Origin of the sequence: Halomonas gemina (genome assembly GCF_023554995.1) — a bacterium.
In the GTDB taxonomy this organism is placed as follows: domain Bacteria; phylum Pseudomonadota; class Gammaproteobacteria; order Pseudomonadales; family Halomonadaceae; genus Halomonas; species Halomonas gemina.
The window spans coordinates 197,781-214,439 of record NZ_JAMJPK010000005.1 but is presented as its reverse complement, the minus strand read 5'-3'; the positions used below and the strand labels follow the sequence as shown (position 1 = coordinate 214,439).

16 protein-coding genes and 1 other RNA gene are annotated in these 16,659 nt (G+C 70.7%); 4 read left to right on the top strand and 13 right to left on the bottom strand.

Annotated elements, in window-relative coordinates:
- Positions 1 to 23 precede the first annotated feature (23 nt).
- The 11 genes from murG to rsmI all read right to left on the bottom strand — a co-directional run bounded on the left by murG (position 24) and on the right by rsmI (position 12,049).
- Complete coding sequence (murG, locus tag M8009_RS12505) at positions 24 to 1,112, bottom strand: undecaprenyldiphospho-muramoylpentapeptide beta-N-acetylglucosaminyltransferase (protein WP_250061593.1); 1,089 nt, start codon at positions 1,110 to 1,112, stop codon at positions 24 to 26.
- Entirely contained in the window at positions 1,109 to 2,317 is a 1,209-nt protein-coding gene (gene ftsW, locus M8009_RS12500) for a putative lipid II flippase FtsW (protein ID WP_250061592.1), read from the bottom strand. The genes murG and ftsW overlap by 4 nt, the downstream gene beginning before the upstream one ends.
- The gene (gene murD, locus M8009_RS12495; protein ID WP_250061590.1) at positions 2,314 to 3,690 is read right to left on the bottom strand and encodes a UDP-N-acetylmuramoyl-L-alanine--D-glutamate ligase; all 1,377 of its coding nucleotides are present in this window, start codon (positions 3,688 to 3,690) and stop codon (positions 2,314 to 2,316) included. The genes ftsW and murD overlap by 4 nt, the downstream gene beginning before the upstream one ends.
- 38 nt (positions 3,691 to 3,728) lie before the next feature.
- On the bottom strand, positions 3,729 to 4,811 hold the full coding sequence (gene mraY / locus M8009_RS12490) for a phospho-N-acetylmuramoyl-pentapeptide-transferase (RefSeq protein ID WP_250061588.1): 1,083 nt from the start codon (positions 4,809 to 4,811) through the stop codon (positions 3,729 to 3,731).
- Positions 4,812 to 4,820: 9 nt separating this feature from the next.
- Positions 4,821 to 6,197: a UDP-N-acetylmuramoyl-tripeptide--D-alanyl-D-alanine ligase gene (locus tag M8009_RS12485; protein ID WP_250061586.1), complete on the bottom strand. Its 1,377-nt coding sequence runs from the start codon at positions 6,195 to 6,197 to the stop codon at positions 4,821 to 4,823.
- Positions 6,194 to 7,714, bottom strand: a complete 1,521-nt coding sequence (locus M8009_RS12480) for a UDP-N-acetylmuramoyl-L-alanyl-D-glutamate--2,6-diaminopimelate ligase (RefSeq protein ID WP_250061584.1) — start codon at positions 7,712 to 7,714, stop codon at positions 6,194 to 6,196. The genes M8009_RS12485 and M8009_RS12480 overlap by 4 nt, the downstream gene beginning before the upstream one ends.
- 25 nt (positions 7,715 to 7,739) lie before the next feature.
- Positions 7,740 to 9,455 carry a peptidoglycan D,D-transpeptidase FtsI family protein gene (locus M8009_RS12475; protein ID WP_250061582.1) on the bottom strand — a complete coding sequence of 572 codons (1,716 nt, stop codon included), beginning with the start codon at positions 9,453 to 9,455 and terminating at the stop codon, positions 7,740 to 7,742.
- On the bottom strand, positions 9,452 to 9,778 hold the full coding sequence (gene ftsL, locus M8009_RS12470) for a cell division protein FtsL (protein WP_250061580.1): 327 nt from the start codon (positions 9,776 to 9,778) through the stop codon (positions 9,452 to 9,454). The genes M8009_RS12475 and ftsL overlap by 4 nt, the downstream gene beginning before the upstream one ends.
- 8 nt (positions 9,779 to 9,786) lie before the next feature.
- Positions 9,787 to 10,743, bottom strand: a complete 957-nt coding sequence (gene rsmH / locus M8009_RS12465) for a 16S rRNA (cytosine(1402)-N(4))-methyltransferase RsmH (protein ID WP_250061578.1) — start codon at positions 10,741 to 10,743, stop codon at positions 9,787 to 9,789.
- 50 nt (positions 10,744 to 10,793) lie between these two features.
- Positions 10,794 to 11,159, bottom strand: an RNA gene (gene rnpB, locus M8009_RS12460) — RNase P RNA component class A.
- Between the two features lie 32 nt (positions 11,160 to 11,191).
- Positions 11,192 to 12,049: a 16S rRNA (cytidine(1402)-2'-O)-methyltransferase gene (rsmI, locus tag M8009_RS12455; protein ID WP_250061576.1), complete on the bottom strand. Its 858-nt coding sequence runs from the start codon at positions 12,047 to 12,049 to the stop codon at positions 11,192 to 11,194.
- Positions 12,050 to 12,095: 46 nt separating this feature from the next.
- On the opposite strand from rsmI, the gene M8009_RS12450 reads away from it, so the two are divergent.
- From M8009_RS12450 to M8009_RS12435, 4 genes are read left to right on the top strand one after another with little or no spacing between them, the layout of a single operon-like run.
- Positions 12,096 to 13,847 (top strand): penicillin-binding protein activator, encoded by a 1,752-nt coding sequence (locus M8009_RS12450; protein ID WP_250061574.1) that lies wholly within the window; start codon positions 12,096 to 12,098, stop codon positions 13,845 to 13,847.
- Positions 13,831 to 14,199, top strand: a complete 369-nt coding sequence (locus tag M8009_RS12445) for a YraN family protein (RefSeq protein ID WP_250061572.1) — start codon at positions 13,831 to 13,833, stop codon at positions 14,197 to 14,199. The genes M8009_RS12450 and M8009_RS12445 overlap by 17 nt, the downstream gene beginning before the upstream one ends.
- A 39-nt stretch (positions 14,200 to 14,238) precedes the next feature.
- A complete protein-coding gene (locus tag M8009_RS12440) occupies positions 14,239 to 14,832 on the top strand; it encodes a phosphoheptose isomerase (protein ID WP_106229168.1) in 594 nt (197 codons plus the stop codon).
- Between the two features lie 5 nt (positions 14,833 to 14,837).
- Positions 14,838 to 15,416, top strand: coding sequence for a BON domain-containing protein (locus tag M8009_RS12435; protein ID WP_250061570.1), 579 nt, complete (start codon positions 14,838 to 14,840; stop codon positions 15,414 to 15,416).
- 97 nt (positions 15,417 to 15,513) lie between these two features.
- Here M8009_RS12435 and M8009_RS12430 read toward each other — a convergent pair whose 3' ends face one another.
- Both M8009_RS12430 and sspA read right to left on the bottom strand, forming a co-directional pair.
- Positions 15,514 to 15,969 (bottom strand): ClpXP protease specificity-enhancing factor, encoded by a 456-nt coding sequence (locus M8009_RS12430; protein ID WP_250061568.1) that lies wholly within the window; start codon positions 15,967 to 15,969, stop codon positions 15,514 to 15,516.
- 47 nt (positions 15,970 to 16,016) lie between these two features.
- A complete protein-coding gene (gene sspA / locus M8009_RS12425) occupies positions 16,017 to 16,643 on the bottom strand; it encodes a stringent starvation protein SspA (protein ID WP_250061566.1) in 627 nt (208 codons plus the stop codon).
- Between the last annotated feature and the right edge of the window lie 16 nt (positions 16,644 to 16,659).

Genomic DNA, 16,659 nt, shown 5'->3' with positions numbered 1-16,659 from the left:
GACCGGGAACCGGTCCGAGGGTGTCATCGCTCAAAGCCTGTCTCCATGCAACCGGCCACCAGGCGCTCGACGGCATCGAGATGGGCACAGGCACGCGCCCGTGCCGCCATGGTGGCGAGTGTGTCGGGGTCCAGCAGCGACGCCAGGCACTCGGCCAACGTCGCCGCGCTCATCTGCTGCTGGGGCATCAGTCGCGCCGCCTGCTCGTCGACCAGGGCCCCGGCGTTGGCCGTCTGGTGGTCGTCCACCGCGTGGGGAAAGGGCACGAAGAGCGCCGGCTTGGCGGCGGCGGCCAGCTCCGCCACGGTCAGGGCGCCGGCGCGACACACCACCAGGTCGGCCCAGGCGTAGGCGCCGGCCATGTCGTCGATGAAGGCCGTCACCTCTGCCTCGATACCCTGCTCGCGGTAGGCGTCGCGGGTCGTCGCGTCCTTGTCGCGGCCGGCCTGGTGGCGCACCTCGGGGCGACGGGCCTCGGGCAGCCGGGCGAGCGCCTCGGGCAGCCGCTCGTTGAGGGCCTGCGCCCCCAGGGAACCGCCCACTACCAGCAGCCGCAGGCGCCGCCCGGCCATCTCATCCGCGCGTCGCGGGGCCTCTCCGAGTCGGGCGATCTCGTCGCGCACCGGGTTGCCGACCACCTCGGCCCGGCCGGGGAAGGCCTGGGGAAAGGCGGCAAAGACGCGTCGTGCCAGGCGTGACAGCACCCGGTTGGTGAGCCCCGCCACGGCGTTCTGCTCGTGGATGACCAGGGGCCGTCGGGCCAGCCAGGCCGCCAGGCCGCCCGGCCCGCTGGCGAAGCCGCCCAGCCCGACCACCAGCTGGGGGTCGACGTCGCGGATCACCCGCCCCGCCTGCCAGATCGCCCGGGCCAGGTTGAAGGGGGCCAGCAGCCAGCCGGCCAGGCCGTTTCCTCGCAGCCCGCTCACCGCGATGCGATGCAACGGGATGCCGGCCTCGGGGACCAGGCGGTTCTCGATGCCGCGCGGGCTACCCAGCCAGGCGACCTGCACGCCCTGCGCCGCCAGCCCGCGGGCCAGCGACAGGGCCGGAATGACGTGGCCGCCGGTACCGCCGGCCATGATCAGTACGCGGCGTCCCTCGCGTCGACTCATGTTGCGCGTCCTTGTGTCCTGGGGGTCGATGGCGCCTGGGACGCCGTGTGCCTGGCCCGACGCACGGCCTGGCGGGTCTCGATGTCGGCGCGCAGCAGCAGCGCCATCATCAGGCAGCTCACCACCAGGCTCGAGCCGCCGTAGCTCAGCAGCGGCAGAGTCAGCCCCTTGGTCGGCAGCATCCCGGTGCTCACGGCGATGTTGATGAAGGCCTGAGCCCCGATGACCAGGGCGACGCCATAGCCGAGGTAGGCGGCGAAGGCCAGGCCGGCGAGTTCGGCCCGTCGCCCCACCGCCATGGCGCGCCAGACCAGCAGGGCAAAGAGCCCGACCACGGCGATGGCGCCCAGCAGGCCGAGCTCCTCGGCGAGCACCGCGAAGACGAAGTCCGTGTGGGCCTCCGGCAGGTAAAACAGCTTCTGCACGCTGTTGCCCAGCCCCATGCCCAGCCAGTGCCCGCGCCCGAAGGCAATCAGCGCCTGGGTCAGCTGGTAGCCGCTGGCGAACTGGTCGGCCCAGGGATCGGCGAAGCTGGTCAGGCGCGCCATCCGGTAGGGTTCGGCCACGGCGGCCAGGGCCCCGAGGGCGCCCACCAGCAGCAACAGCACCAGGAAGCGCCCCCAGGGGGCGCCGGCCATCAGCAACATGCCCATCACCGCGCCGGTCATCACCACCACGGCACCGTAGTCGGGTTCGAGGATCAGCAGCGCCGCGATCACCGCCATCACCGCCAGGGGGCGCAGGAAGGCCCCCCACTGGCGACGCACCTGGGGCAGGAAGCGCTCCAGGTAGCCGGCCAGGTAGACGATCAGGCAGAACTTGGCGACCTCGGAGGCCTGCAGGTTGAAGGGCAGGCCCGGCACGGAGAGCCAGCGGCGGCTGCCGTTGACCTCGCGCCCCACCAGCAGCACCAGCAGCAGCAGGATCAGCCCCACCAGCAGCAGCAGCGGTCCGTTGGCCTTCCACCAGGCCAGCGGCACCCGCAGGGCCAGCGCCGCGACGGCCAGCGCCACCAGCAGGAAGATGCCGTGCCGCAGGCTGAAGTACCAGGCATTGCCGGTGAGGCTCGAGGCCACCTCGCTGGACGCCGAGGTCACCATCACCCAGCCGATCAGCAGCAGCGCGAAGGAGGCCAGCACCAGCCAGCCGTCGAAGGGTTGATCGGCGGTGCTCAGCCGCTGGCGCAGGCGGGATAGCCGCTTCATGCCGCCTCCCCGGCCAGGCGCTTGACCGCCCGGCGAAAGGCCTCGCCACGCGCCTGGTAGTCGGCGAACTGGTCGAGGCTGGCACAGGCCGGTGACAGCAGCACGCAGTCCCCGGGCGCGGCGATCTCCACCGCCCGTGCCAGGGCGGCCTGCAGGTCCTCGACCCGGGTCACCGGCAGCCGATCACGCAGGGCCTGTTCCAGGCGCCCGGCATCCCGGCCGAAGAGGATCGCCTCGCGGCCGTAACGCGCCAGGGGCGCTGCCAGGGGATGGAAGTCGGCCCCCTTGCCCACCCCGCCGGCCAGCAGGATCAGGCGCCCCTCGAGAGTCGGCCCGAGCCCCTCGATGGCGGCCAAAGTGGCGCCGACATTGGTGCCCTTGGAGTCGTTGATCCAGCGCACTCCCTCGATCAGCGCCACCAGCTCGCCACGATGGGGCAGCCCGGGAAAGCGCCGCAGCACCTCGAGCATGGCCGCGAGCGGCAAGCCCAGGCGGTGGCCCATGGCCAGCGCCGCCAGGGCGTTGGCCTGGTGGTGGCGTCCCGGCAGGCGCATCTCGTCGGCGGGCAGCAGCGGCTCCCCCCCATGCATTAGCCAGTCACGCCCGGCGCGCCGGGCGATGCCCCAGTCGTTACCCTCGGGCGCCCGGGTGGTGAAGCGATCCAGGGCCGGCAGCGACACCGTGGGCCAGGTCCAGGGATCATCGGCATTGATCACGCCGTGCCGGGCGCCGCGGAAGATGCCCAGCTTCGCCGCCCGGTAGCCTGCCATGTCGCCATGGCGGTCCAGGTGGTCCTCGGAGAGGTTGAGGAAGGCCGCCGTCTCGGCCCCCAGGCAGGGGGTGGTCTCGAGCTGGAAGCTGGAGAGCTCCAGCACGAAGAGCTCGGCGTCGGGAGCCGCCGCCAGCAGGTCGAGCGCCGGGGTCCCCAGGTTGCCGCCCACCGCCACCCGCACCCCGGCCTCGCGGGCCATCTCGCCCACCAGTGTGGTCACGGTGGACTTGGCGTTGGCGCCGGTGATGGCGGCGATGGGCGCGCGGGCCGCGCGCACGAAGAGCGCGATCTCCCCCACCAGCGCCGGCTCACCGGTGGCCTCGCGGGTGCGCCCCGCCAGCGCCTCGAGGCCCGGCGTGTGCGGGTCGACGCCGGGGCTGACCACCACCTCCTCCACCTCGGAGAGGTCCAGGTCGGTGAGCGGACCGCAGTGGACCTGGGTAGCGGGATGCGCGGCCTGGAAGTCCGCCAGGCCCGGCGGTGCGGCACGGGTATCGGCGACCATGAAGGGCACGCCGAGCCGAGCGAGGTGACGGCAGATGGCCCGCCCGGAGAGCCCGAGCCCGACCACCAGCGTCGTTCCCTTCGGCACCTTGACCATGTTGAGCTCCTTGCGGATGGCGAATCGGCCCCTGGGGATCAGCGGACCTTGAGGGTGGCCAGGCCGATCAGCACCAGCACCACGGTGATGATCCAGAAGCGCACGATGACCCGCGGCTCGGGCCAGCCCTTGAGCTCGTAGTGGTGGTGCAGCGGCGCCATGCGGAAGATGCGCCGCCCGGTGAGCTTGTAGGAGCCCACCTGCAGGATCACCGAGACGGTCTCCATGACGAAGATGCCGCCCATGATGAACAGCACGATCTCCTGGCGCACGATCACCGCCACCACGCCGAGGGCCGCGCCCAGTGCCAGGGCCCCCACGTCGCCCATGAAGACCTGGGCCGGGTAGGTGTTGAACCACAGGAAGCCCAGACCGGCCCCGGCGATGGTGGCACAGAACACGGCCAGCTCGCCCGCCCCGGGAATGAAGGGGATCTGCAGGTAGTCGGCGAACACTGTGTTGCCGGTGGCATAGGCGAACACCGCCAGGCCCATGGCCACCAGCACCGTGGGCATGATCGCCAGGCCATCGAGGCCATCGGTGAGGTTGACCGCGTTGGAGCTGCCGACGATCACCAGGTAGGTGAGCACCATGTAGAACACCCCCAGCGGCAGCACGAACTCCTTGAACAGCGGCACGATCAGGCTGGTCTCCACCGGCGAGGCGGCGGTGACGTAGAGCAGCACAGCGGCCGCCACGCCAATCAGCGACTGCCAGAAGTACTTCCAGCGCGCCGGCAGGCCGCGGGGATTCTTCTCCACCACCTTGCGGTAGTCGTCCACCCAGCCGATCGCGCCAAAGCCCAGGGTCACCGCCAGTACCAGCCAGACGTAGTGGTTGGTCAGATCGCCCCACAGCAGGGTGCTCACGGCGATCGCCATCAGAATCATGGCACCGCCCATGGTGGGGGTGCCGGCCTTGGAGAGGTGGGACTGGGGACCGTCGTCGCGCACCGCCTGGCCGATCTGGCGCTCCACCAGGCGGCGGATCATCACCGGCCCGAGCCACAGGCAGAGCACCAGGGCGGTCAGGGTCCCCAGGATCATGCGTAGGGTCAGATAGTTGAAGACGTTGAAGGCGCTCTGGAATTGCGCCAGGAAGTCAGCCAGAAAGAGCAGCATGTATCGCGTTCACCTTGAAGCATCCGAGCGCAGGGCCGCCACGACTCGTTCCATGCCGGCGCTGCGCGAGCCCTTGACCAGCACGCTGGCCCGGGACGGTAGATGGTGGAGGACGTGGCGCATCAGCGCCTCCCGATCGTCGAAATGGACCCCGCCTTCGCCGAAGGCCCGGCTGGCCGGTCTCGCCGGCTCGCCGAGGGTACCCAGGAAGTCGATTCCCCGTTCCCGCGCGTAGTGCCCGAGCTCGGCGTGCAGCCGGTCGGACTCGCCCCCCAGTTCTCCCATGGCGCCCAGCAGGCACCAGTGCGGGCCGGGCAGCGTCACCAGGACATCGAGCGCTGCCTTCACCGCGCCGGGGTTGGCATTATAGGTATCGTCCAGCAGCCGCGAGCCATTGAGGCCCTCCACGACGCTCAGCCGGCCCGGCATCGGTGCCACGGCCTCGAGCCCGGCCAGCACCTCGCGCTCCCCCAGCCCCATGGCCAGGGCCGCGGCCGCGGCCGCCAGGGCATTGGCCACGTTGTGGCGCCCCAGCAAGGCCAGCCGGACGCGGCCGATCTCGCGGCCGTCCCGGACAAGCGAGAAAGCATAGCGCCCGACGGCGTCACAGGCCAGCGAGACGGCCCGCAGGCGTGCGCGCGCATCCAGGCCGAAGTCGAGCACCTCGCGGGGCGCCGCCAGGCTCGCCCAGGTGGCGAAGAAGGCATCGTCGCGGTTGAGCACCGCCACGCCGTCGGCCGGCAGGCCGGCCAGGATCTCCGCCTTGGCCTGGGCGATACGGCCCATGCCGCCGAACTCGCCCAGGTGGGCCCCGGTGACGTTGGTGATCACCGCCACCCGGGGCTCGGCCAGGGCCGTGGTCCAGGCGATCTCGCCGAGATGGTTGGCACCCAGTTCCACCACCGCCTGGCGGTGCCCGGGCTCCAGCGCCAGCAGAGTCAGGGGCGCGCCGATGTCGTTGTTCAGGTTGCCCTGGGTGGCCAGCGTCGACCCGCTCTGCTCAAGCAGGGTCGCCAGCATCTGCTTGACCGTGGTCTTGCCGCTGTTGCCGGTCACGGCGACCAGGGGGCCGCCCCAGGCCCGCCGCCGGGCACGCGCCAGCAGCCCAAGGGCCAGCCGGGTGTCGGCCACTACCAGCCGGGGGAGCGGGTCGTCCAGCGGTCGCTGCGCCGCTCCCTCGACCACCGCCGCCACCGCCCCGGCCTCCCGCGCCTGGTCCAGGAAGTCGTGGGCATCGAAGCGCTCGCCCTTGAGTGCCACGAACAGGCTGCCCGGGGTCAAGCGGCGGGTATCGGTGACGATCGCGCCGATGGGCAGATCCTCGGCCGGTGCCGGCAGGCCCAGGGCCGCGGCGACCTCGGCGAGGGTTTGCAGGCCGGCGCTCATCGCTGCCCCTCCCCGTGCCCGTTCCGGGAACGGGCGGCCAGGCCACGCTCGGCCTCGGCCAGGTCCGAGAAGGGGTGGCGCACCCCATCGATCTCCTGGTAGTCCTCGTGTCCCTTGCCGGCGATCAGCACCACGTCGCCGGGGCCGGCCTCGGCCAGCACCCGGGCGATCGCCGCGCCCCGCCCGGCCAGTTCGAAGACCCCGTCAGGCTCGGTGTCGCCCAGGCCCGTGAGGATCTGGGCACGGATCGCGCCCGGGTCCTCGCTGCGCGGGTTGTCGTCGGTGACCACCAGCCGGTCGGCCCGTTGGCGAGCGACGGCGGCCATCAGCGGGCGCTTGCCGGTGTCGCGGTCGCCACCGCAGCCGAACAGGCACCACAGCCGGCCGTCGCCCGGCAGGTGGGCCCGCAGCGCCGAGAGGGCATTGTCGAGGGCGTCCGGGGTATGGGCATAGTCGACGACCACCGTGGGGGCGCCCGGCCGCGTCAGGCGCTGCATGCGACCGGGCACCGGGGCGAGGCCGGCCGCCGCCGCGAAGAGCGCCTCCAGGGAGTGCCCGAGGCCATGGAGGGTGGCCATGGCCAGCAGCACGTTATCCAGGTTGAAACGGCCCATCAGGCCGAGCTCGAGCACCCGCTCCCCCTCCGGGGTGGCGATTAGCGCCCGCTGCCCCTCGGCATGGGGGGCCCAGTCGATGACGCGCAGGGTCACCGCTTTCTGCTTGCCGACGGCCAGGACACGCACGTGGCGATGCACGCCGGCGAGCATCAGGCGCGCCAGCGGGTCGTCGCCGTTGACCACCGCGAGCTCGAGCTCATGGCGACGGAACAGCCGGGCCTTGGCGGCGGCATAGGCCGCCATGCTGCCGTGGTAGTCCAGGTGGTCACGGCTGAGGTTGGTGAACACCGCGGCAGTCACCCGACAGCCATCGAGGCGGCCCTGCTCCAGGGCATGGGAGGAGACCTCCATGGCCACCCGGCGCACGCCGTCGGCGGCCAGCTCCCCCAGCGCGGCCTGCAGGGCCAGGGGGCCCGGCGTGGTCAGCTGGCCGACCGTCAGGCGCCCCGGCCGGCCATGCCCCAGGGTACCGATCAGTCCGGCGTCCTCCCCCAGGGCACTGCTCAGCTCGGCCAGGTAGTGGGTCACCGAGCTCTTGCCGTTGGTGCCGGTGACCCCGACCAGCTCCAGCTCCCGGGGCACGGCAAACAGCACCTGGCCCAGCTCGCCCTGGGCCTCGCGCAGCCCCGGCAGCCACAGCACCCGGTGGTCGTCGGGCCCGGACGCACCCTCGCCATGGGCCAGCACCAGCGAGGCCCCGGCCGCGAGGGCCGTCGGGATGAAGTCTCGGCCGTCCGCCGCCACCCCCGGCACCGCCACGAAGACGTCGCCCTCGACCAGCCGACGACTGTCGAGTACCAGCCGGACGGCATCCGGCAGGGTGACCCGCGCCAGGGCATGGCGGCAGTCGGGCCAGAGCCCGACCAGGCCCGCCTCGAGTCGCTCGGCACTCAGCTGCATCGCGTTTCCTCCCCAGGGCTTGCGCTCATGATTCCGGCTCCCGGGCATCCGGTGGCACGTCCAGCAGGCGCAGGGCATTGCCGGCCACCCGCGAGAAGACCGGCGCCGCCACCGCCCCGCCATAGTAGCTGTCACCCCGCGGATGATCGATCATCACCACCGTGACGATCCGCGGATCCGAGACGGGCGCGATGCCGACGAACAGGCTGCGGTAGGCATCCTTTTCATAACCGGTCGCCGAGGTCTTGCGTACCGTACCGGTCTTGCCGGCCACGCGGTACCCCGGGACGCCAGCACGGCGCCCCCCTGTCCCGGGTTGCACCGACTCCTCCATGATGCGCAGCAGGTCATGCGCCACCGCGGGGTCGATGGCCGGCTCACCTTCCGGCAACTGGCCGAGCTTGAGCAGCGAGGGCGGCATCCGTTCGCCATCGTTGGCGAGGGCCGTGTAGGCGCTGGCCAGCTGCAGCGCCGAGGTCGAGAGGCCGTAGCCGTAGGAGAGCGCCGCCCACTGGCTGCTCGACCAGCGCACAGGCGCCGGCAGGCTGCCCGCGGATTCGCCGGGGAAGCCGGTACCCGGCGCCTGGTCGAAGCCCAGACGACGGTAGATCTCGGGCACCAGCGGCTCGTCGAGCTGCAGCACCAGCTTGGACATGCCGATATTGGAGGACTTCTCGAGGATGCCGGCCAGGCTGAGCTTGCCGTAGTTGCGTATGTCCTTGATGGTGAAACGATCGATCACCATCCACCCCGGCGAGGTATCGACCACGATATCCTTGTCGAACTGACCACTCTCCATGATGGCCGCCATGGCGAGCGGCTTGACCACCGATCCCGGCTCGAAGGCGTCGACGATGGCGCGGTTGCGCAGCCCCTGGGGATCGAGACCGGCGCGATTGTTGGGGTTGTAGGAGGGCTGGTTGGCCATGGCCAGCACCTCGCCACTGCGGGCATCCAGCATTACCACGATGCCGCCGTCGGCGTCGTGCTCGGCGACCGCCGACTTGAGCTCACGATAGGCCATGTACTGCAGGCGCTGGTCCAGTGCCAGGGTCAGATCCCCGCCCGGCTGGGCCTCCTGCAGCAGGGCCAGGTCACGCACCAGGCGACCGCGGCGGTCCTTGAGTACCCGCCGTTTGCCGGGCACCCCGGCGAGATGCGCCTGGTAGGCCAGCTCCAGGCCCTCCTGACCGATATCGTCGATGTTGGTCACCCCCAGCAGTTGCGCGGTCACCTCGCCCGCCGGGTAGTAGCGCTTGTACTCCTCCCGGGCGTGGACGCCGGGAATGCGCAGGTCGAGCACCGCCTGGGCCGCCTCAGGCGTCATGCGACGGCGCAGGTACATGAACTCGCGCTCGGCGTAGCGCGCGATGCGCTCGTTGAGGGCATCCAGTTCCTGGCCCAGGGCACGGGCCAGCATCAGACGCTGGATGTCATCGGCCGGCAGGTCCTGGGGATTGGCCCAGAGGGTGACCACCGGGGTGGAGATGGCCAGTGGCTCGCCGTGGCGGTCGGTGATCATGCCGCGGTGGGCGGGCATGGTGTCGGTGCGCAGGGTACGGGCATCACCCTGCCCCTGCAGGAAGGGACGATCGAAGACATGCAGGTCGACGATGCGCCCGGCCAGCAGTGCGAGGCCCACCAGCACCAGCGTCATCATCACCCGGTAGCGCGCCTTGCCCATGGGGGCCATGGGCGGCGGACGACGCGGCGTCACGCCGCTGCGGGCATCGGCGCTCATGGCCGGATGACCTCGACCTCGTCGATCTCGGGAAGACGCATCTCCAGGCGCTCCCGGGCCAGGCGTTCGATACGGGCGGGGGAGGACCAGGCACTCTCCTCGAGCAGCAGCTGCCCCCATTCGGTCTGCAGCTGCTGCTGCTCGCGCTCGAGCTGCTGCAGGCGGGCATACTGGTCACGGGTCAGGTGGCTGGTGGTGATCACCGCCAGGGCCGAGCCCAGGCAGGCCGCCAGCAGCAGGGTTACCAGCAGCAGCAGCGGTGATGCCCCCAGGCGCAGGGGCCAGCCGAACGAGGAGGTTGCCGCGGATCGTCCCTGTGCCATGAGCGTCCTCAGTATCGCTTGCGCGCCATACGCATCACCGCACTGCGCGCACGGGGGTTCTCCTGGACCTCCTCGGCGGAGGGGCGACGCGCCTTGCCCAGCGACGCCAGGCGCCGCTTGAGCTGGTCGTCGCGGACCGGGATGCCGCGCGGGAGGTCGGTGTCGCCGCGCACGTGGTCGCGGATGAAGCGCTTGACCCGGCGGTCCTCCAGCGAGTGGAAGCTGATCACCACCAGGTGGCCGCCCGGGGCGAGGGCCTCCAGGGCCGCCTCGAGGGCGGCATCGAGCTGTTCCAGCTCGCCGTTGACCTGGATGCGCAGGGCCTGGAAGACGCGGGTCGCCGGGTGCTTGCCCTTCTCCCAGGCAGGATGGGCGGCCTTGACCACCTCGGCGAGATCCGCGGTCCGCTCGAAGGGCCGCTCGAGGCGACGCGCCACGATGGCCCTCGCCAGCCGCCTGGCGAAGCGCTCCTCGCCATAGGCCTTGAAGACAGCGGCGATCTCGCCCTCGCCGGCCCGCGCCAGGAAGCCCGCGGCGCTCTCGCCGCGGGAGGGGTCCATGCGCATGTCCAGGGGGCCATCGCGGAGGAAGCTGAACCCCCGTTCGGGGTCGTCGAGCTGGGGGGAAGAGACCCCCACGTCGAGCAGCACGCCGGCCAGCCGGCCATGCAGGCCATGGCGCGTGGCGATCTCGTCGAGACGGGCGAACTCGCCCTGCTCGATGGCAAAGCGCGGGTCATCGATGACGGCGGCCTCGGCGACGGCCTGGGGGTCGCGATCGATGGCCAGCAGCTGACCCTCCGGGGCCAGCCGCGCGAGGATGGCGCGGGAATGACCACCGCGGCCGAAGGTGCCGTCCAGGTAGGTGCCCGCGGGGTCATGGACCAGCGCCTCCACGGCGCCATCGAGCAGCACGCTGGCATGGCGAAAGCCGCGGGCGGGCTGTTCAGGGGCAGATGACGGCATGGGGCTCTCGTTCGAGGGGCTGAGGGGCCGTACGCACGGCGATGTTCGGAAAAGGGAGTCGGCCGATAAGCCGGGTTCTGTCGTGGACAGTCATTCCTCTAGGGGCCATGTCACCAGGGCCCTCAAGCAACCTACCCGAACCCGACGCGGGCCACGCCATGGGGTTCCTATTTGGTCTTGCTCCGAGTGGGGTTTACCTTGCCACGCACTGTTGCCAGGCGCGCGGTGCGCTCTTACCGCACCCTTTCACCCTTGCCGGCCTCCCGAAGGAGACGTAGGCGGTCTGCTCTCTGCTGCACTTTCCGTCGGCTCACGCCGCCCAGGGGTTACCTGGCACTCTGCCCTGTGGAGCCCGGACTTTCCTCCCCCGCCCCGACCCGAAGGCCGGAGGCGGCGGCGACTGTCTGGCCAACTCCCGCGGCAAGGATACCAGCGCCCTCCCCGCGCCTCAATCTCCGTCCTTGAGCGATTGGAGCCGGCCATACCAGGCCTTCTTCGTACCGCCCAGCACCCGCGCCGCCACGGCAGCCGACTGCTTGACCCCCAGCCCCTCGACGAGCAGGGCCGACAGCAAGGCATCGGCCTCCACCGTCGAGGCGTCGGCGTCACCGCGCGGGCCGGCCCCGGCCACCATCACCACGAACTCACCGCGGGCCTGGTCCGGATCCTCCTCCATGCACGCCAGCAGCTCGGCGGCGCTGCCGTCCAGGAAGGTCTCGAAGGCCTTGGTCAGCTCACGCGCCAGCACCACCCGCCGCGTCCCCAGGGTGGCGGCCAGGTCCGCCAGGGTGTCCCGGATGCGGTGGGGAGACTCGTAGAACACCAGGGTCTCCTCGCGGCTCGCCAGCCCCTCCAGCCGCCCCCGCCGGGCACCGCCCTTCGCCGGCAGGAACCCCTGGAAGAGGAAGCGGTCGGTGGGCAGCCCCGCCGCCGACAGCGCCGCCACCAGGGCACAGGGGCCCGGGACCGGCACGATGCGACGCCCGCGGGCCCGCAGCTCGCGTACCAGCACGAAGCCGGGATCGCTGATCAGCGGCGTGCCGGCATCGGAGACCAGGGCGATGTCCTCGCCGGCGACGAGGCGGGCATCCAGGGCGTCGACCCGCGCGGCCTCGTTGTGCTCATGCAGCGAAAGCATCGGCCGCGACAGGCCCAGGTGGCGCAGCAGGCGGCCGCTGTGGCGGGTATCCTCGGCGGCGATCACCGCCACCTCCCCCAGCACCCGGACGGCCCGGGGGCTGAGGTCCTCCAGATTCCCAATGGGCGTGGCGACCACGTACAATGAACCGGCAAGCGTATCGGACATCTCGGCTCCCTGGGATGCTCTCGGACATGGGGACAAGGAAGGACTGATGAAGATCTCGTTTCGCGGCCCGCTGGCCGCCGCGCTGACCGCGCTGCTGCTTGCAGGCTGCAGCTTCCAGCCGGGCATCATCGAGCGACAGGCCGACGGTGACCCACAGAGCCTGCTGCAGCAGGCCGAACAGCAGGCGCCCGGCCAGGCTGCCCTGTCGCGCCTGGAGGCGGCCGACATCCTAGCACGCCAGGGAAGCCGCACCCAGGCACTGGAGGTCGCCAAGGAGATCGACGACAGCCGCCTGGAGCGCCAGGCACGGACCCGCTGGGCGCTGCTGCTCTCTGAGCTGGGCGAGGCCGAGGGAGATCCCTGGGCGGTGATCCAGGCCGGCCAGCTGCTCGACGAGGTCGACCTGCCCCGCGAGGCCTCCCTGACCCTGCGCGAGCGCCTGGGCATGGCCCTGGCCGAGGTCGACGAGCCCCGCGCCGCCGCCCTGGCGCTGATCCGAGTCCAGGCCGAGACCGAGCGTGAGGACCTCAACGACCCCATCTGGGAGCAACTCTCGCGGCTGGACGGCGGCTCGCTGGGCAGCCTGCGCGAGGAGGGCGGCGACCTGATCCCGGGATGGGTGGCCCTGGCCGAACTGGTGCGCTCCAGCGGCGGCGATATCCAGCGGCTCTTCGCGCGCCTGGAGGACTGGCGCGAGCGCCATCGCGGCCACCCGGCGGCCCGGCGCCTGCCCGGCGAGATCACCGCCCTGAGGGAGCTGCGCGGCCAGGAGGTCAACCACATCGCGGTCTTCCTCCCCGAGTCCGGGCCCCTTTCGGGCATTGCCGGGGCGATCCGCGAGGGGATCCGCACCCACCACCTCGAGGGCGTCGAGAGCGGCGCCCGCCTGACCTTCCTCGACAGCAGTCATGGCGACCTGGATACGCTCTACCGCGAGGCCGCCGAGCGCGGCGCCCAGGTGGTGATTGGCCCGCTGGACAAGGATGCCGTCAGCGAGCTCGAGCAGCGCGAGCGGGTACCGCTGCCGACCCTGGCGCTCAACTATGGCCGCGGCGAGCGCAACCGGGCCCTGGGACTCTTCCAGTACGGCCTGTCCGCCGAGGACGAGGCCCGCCAGGCCGCCCATCGCGCCTGGGTCGACGGTCACCGCCTGGCCTCACTGCTGGTCCCGGACAACGACTGGGGACGCCGCGTCGGCGAGGCCTTCTGGAATGCCTGGCGCGACCAGGGAGGCGAGGTCGCCAGTGCGGTCCGCTACAACCCCGAGGCCTCGGCCACCGAGAGCGCACGCCGGGCCGTGACCAATCCTCAGCCGGACATGCTGTTCCTGCTGGCCCTGCCGGACTATGCCCGCCAGGTACCGCCGACCCTGGACTACTACTACAGCGGCGACCTGCCGGTCTACGCCACCTCCCACCTCTTCGAGGGACGCCTGCAGCCCCGCCTGGATCACGACCTGGACGACGTGCTGTTCGCCGATATCCCCTGGCAGATCCCCGATGCCGCGGTGGGCGGCGTCGAGGCCCTGCCCTTCCTCGACAGCTATCGCCGGCTGCGCGAGGAGTCCGACCCCGCCATGTTCCGGCTGATGGCCATGGGCGTGGATGCCTACGAACTGGCCCGGCGCCTGCCGCAGCTGCAGGCCATCAGCGGCAGCGAGCTGTTCGGTGCCACCGGCACCCTGAGCCCCGGCGACGATGGCCGGATCCAGCGCCGCCTGCCCTGGGCCCGCTTCGTCAATGGCGTGCCCCAGCCCGTGCTGATCCCCGGCGTGTTCGGCGATGACCGGGCCCCGTGACGCCCGCGCCCGGGGCGGCGCCATCGAGCGGCTCGCGGCCCGCTGGTTAATGGCACGCGGCCTTGCCCTGGAAGCCAGCAACCAGCATGCCAAGGGCGGCGAGATCGACCTGGTGATGCGCGACGGCCAGGTGCTGGTGTTCGTCGAGGTCCGCCACCGCGCCGACCGCCGCCACGGGCACCCGCTGGAGACCGTCACCGCCGCCAAGCAGCGCCGCCTGATCCGGGCGGCGCGTTTTTATCTCCACCGCAACGGGCTATCATGTCCCTGCCGCTTCGACGTGCTGGCCGTGACCGGCACGCCCCCCGACCTCGAGATCGAGTGGGTGACGGATGCCTTCGAAGCGTACTGACCGGTCAAGCCCATCTGCGAAAAGGACCAGGAACCCCGCATGGATTTCCAGCAGCGCATTCTCGGCCACTTCAACGCCAGCATCGACACCAAGACCTACGCCAGCGAGGTGCTGCCGCCCTTCATCGAGGTGGCCAGCCAGATGATGGTCCAGTGCCTGGTCAACGAGGGCAAGATCCTGGCCTGCGGCAACGGTGGCAGCGCCGGCGACAGCCAGCACTTCTCCTCGGAGCTGCTCAACCGCTTCGAGCGGGAGCGCCCCAGCCTGCCGGCCCTGGCCCTGACCACCGACACCTCGACCCTGACCTCGATCGCCAACGACTACAGCTACAACGAGGTCTTCTCCAAGCAGATCCGCGCCCTGGGCCAGCCCGGCGACATCCTGCTGGCGATCTCCACCAGCGGCAATTCGGCCAACGTCATCCAGGCCATCCAGGCCGCCCACGACCGCGACATGACGGTGGTGGCCCTGACCGGCCGGGACGGCGGCGACATGGCCTCGCTGCTGGGCCAGGACGACTGTGAGATCCGCGTGCCGGCGACCTCCACCGCACGCATCCAGGAGGTCCACCTGCTGGCGATCCACTGCCTTTGCGACCTGATCGACGAACAACTCTTCGGCACAAGCGAGTGAGCCCCATGACCAGCAAGTCCCTTCTCACGCCCCTGCTGCTCACCCTCGGCCTCGGCCTCGCCGGCTGCACCACCGTGACCGGCATCACCACTCCCGGCACCATCGACGAGAACTACGGCGAGCGCACCTTCGGCACTCAGGTCGAGGACGAGAGCATCGAGACCAAGATCGGCCACAACCTCGGCCGCACCGATGCCCGGCTGGGCGATGCCCGCATCAATGTCGACAGCTTCAACGGCGTCGTCCTGCTCACCGGCCAGGTGCCCAGCGAGGAGCTCAAGGCGAGGGCCGAAGAGGTCGCCGGCGAGGTGCGCAACGTCCGCGAGGTGCACAACGAGCTCTCCGTCGCCGCCAACCTGCCGGCCAGTCAGCGCCTCTCCGACACCTGGCTGAGGACCCGCATCCGTACCAGCCTGGCGACCAACGAGGAGATCGACTCCGGCCGCATCCGGGTGGTCACCGAGAACAACAGCGTCTACCTGATGGGCATCGTCACCCGCAACGAGGCGGAGCGCATCGTCCAGGCCGTCGCTAGCGTCGGCGGGATGCAACGCATCGTCAAGGTCTTCGACTACCTGGACTGAACCAGCCCCCTGGGAACGCGAAACGGCAGGCCATGGCCTGCCGTTTCGCGTCGATGGGCCGCCTCCAGGGGAGCGCGGCTAGCCGATCACCGCCGGATCACTTGATGACCCGCAGCGAGGGACGCCCCTTGCGCGGCGGCACCTCGTCCTCCTGGCCCTCGCCCTGCGGGGCATCGTCGGCACTCTCCACCTCGTTGAGGTGGGACTCCTTCTCCTCCGCTTCGGCGGCCTCGGCCGGAATCACCGGCTCATGGCCGAACACCATGCCCACACCGTTCTCCCTCGCATAGATCGCGATCAGCGCCTCGATGGGCACCATCACCTGCATGGGGCGGCCGCCGAAGCGCGCCGAGAAGCTCACCGCCTCATTCTCCATGGCGAAGTCACGCACGGCGGTGGGCGCCAGGTTCAGCACGATCTGGCCGTTCTGCACGAACTGGCGGGGAACCTCGACGCCCGCCAGCTCGGCATCGACGACGATGTAGGGGGTCAGGTCGTTGTCCAGCAGCCACTGGTACAGGGCCCTGGCAATATAGGGACGGCTCGATAGCATCGCTTGGCCCTCCTGGGTCGGGGACCCGGTCTGTACCGGATCGAAGTTCAGGCGCGCATCTCGCGCTCGCTTTCGCTGAGGGCTGCCTTGAAGCCATCGCGGTCGAACAGCCGCTCCATGTAGCTCATCAGCGGCTTGACCTGCTTCTCGGGCAGCTCGATGCCCAGCACCGGCAGGCGCCAGAGGATCGGGGCCAGGCAGCAGTCCACCAGGGTGAACTCCTCGCTCATGAAGTAGGGCATGTCCTCGAAGATCGGCGAGATGCCGACCAGGCTCTCGCGCAGCTCCTTGCGGGCCTTCTCGGCGTCCTTCTTCGCGCCGCGCTGGATCTGCTCGACCAGCGGACACCACTCGCGCTCGATGCGGTGCATCCACAGGCGGCTCTTGGCACGCGCCACGGGATAGACGGGCAGCAGCGGCGGGTGCGGGAAGCGCTCGTCGAGGTACTCCATCATCACCTTGGATTCGTAGAGCACCAGGTCGCGGTCGAGCAGCGTGGGCACGCTGTTGTAGGGGTTGAGGTCGGCGAGTTCCTCGGGGTGCTGCTCGTCGGTCACCTCGACGATATCGACGGCCACGCCCTTCTCGGCGAGCACGATTCGCACACGATGACTGTAATGGTCATCTCCTCCGGAATAGAAGATCATCGACGACCGCTTGGCCACTACACCCATGTAACAATCCTCGCAT

What these genes read in the sequence shown, in the direction of transcription:
- rsmI (WP_250061576.1), bottom strand. Translation starts at nt 12,049, where the DNA reads ATGTCCGATACGCTTGCCGGTTCATTGTACGTGGTCGCCACGCCCATT.
- sspA (WP_250061566.1), bottom strand. Translation starts at nt 16,643, where the DNA reads ATGGGTGTAGTGGCCAAGCGGTCGTCGATGATCTTCTATTCCGGAGGA.
- rsmH (WP_250061578.1), bottom strand. Translation starts at nt 10,743, where the DNA reads ATGCCGTCATCTGCCCCTGAACAGCCCGCCCGCGGCTTTCGCCATGCC.
- M8009_RS12485 (WP_250061586.1), bottom strand. Translation starts at nt 6,197, where the DNA reads ATGAGCGCCGGCCTGCAAACCCTCGCCGAGGTCGCCGCGGCCCTGGGC.
- M8009_RS12435 (WP_250061570.1), top strand. Translation starts at nt 14,838, where the DNA reads ATGACCAGCAAGTCCCTTCTCACGCCCCTGCTGCTCACCCTCGGCCTC.
- ftsL (WP_250061580.1), bottom strand. Translation starts at nt 9,778, where the DNA reads ATGGCACAGGGACGATCCGCGGCAACCTCCTCGTTCGGCTGGCCCCTG.
- M8009_RS12450 (WP_250061574.1), top strand. Translation starts at nt 12,096, where the DNA reads ATGAAGATCTCGTTTCGCGGCCCGCTGGCCGCCGCGCTGACCGCGCTG.
- murD (WP_250061590.1), bottom strand. Translation starts at nt 3,690, where the DNA reads ATGGTCAAGGTGCCGAAGGGAACGACGCTGGTGGTCGGGCTCGGGCTC.
- M8009_RS12480 (WP_250061584.1), bottom strand. Translation starts at nt 7,714, where the DNA reads ATGCAGCTGAGTGCCGAGCGACTCGAGGCGGGCCTGGTCGGGCTCTGG.
- murG (WP_250061593.1), bottom strand. Translation starts at nt 1,112, where the DNA reads ATGAGTCGACGCGAGGGACGCCGCGTACTGATCATGGCCGGCGGTACC.
- M8009_RS12475 (WP_250061582.1), bottom strand. Translation starts at nt 9,455, where the DNA reads ATGAGCGCCGATGCCCGCAGCGGCGTGACGCCGCGTCGTCCGCCGCCC.
- M8009_RS12445 (WP_250061572.1), top strand. Translation starts at nt 13,831, where the DNA reads ATGACCGGGCCCCGTGACGCCCGCGCCCGGGGCGGCGCCATCGAGCGG.
- M8009_RS12440 (WP_106229168.1), top strand. Translation starts at nt 14,239, where the DNA reads ATGGATTTCCAGCAGCGCATTCTCGGCCACTTCAACGCCAGCATCGAC.
- M8009_RS12430 (WP_250061568.1), bottom strand. Translation starts at nt 15,969, where the DNA reads ATGCTATCGAGCCGTCCCTATATTGCCAGGGCCCTGTACCAGTGGCTG.
- ftsW (WP_250061592.1), bottom strand. Translation starts at nt 2,317, where the DNA reads ATGAAGCGGCTATCCCGCCTGCGCCAGCGGCTGAGCACCGCCGATCAA.
- mraY (WP_250061588.1), bottom strand. Translation starts at nt 4,811, where the DNA reads ATGCTGCTCTTTCTGGCTGACTTCCTGGCGCAATTCCAGAGCGCCTTC.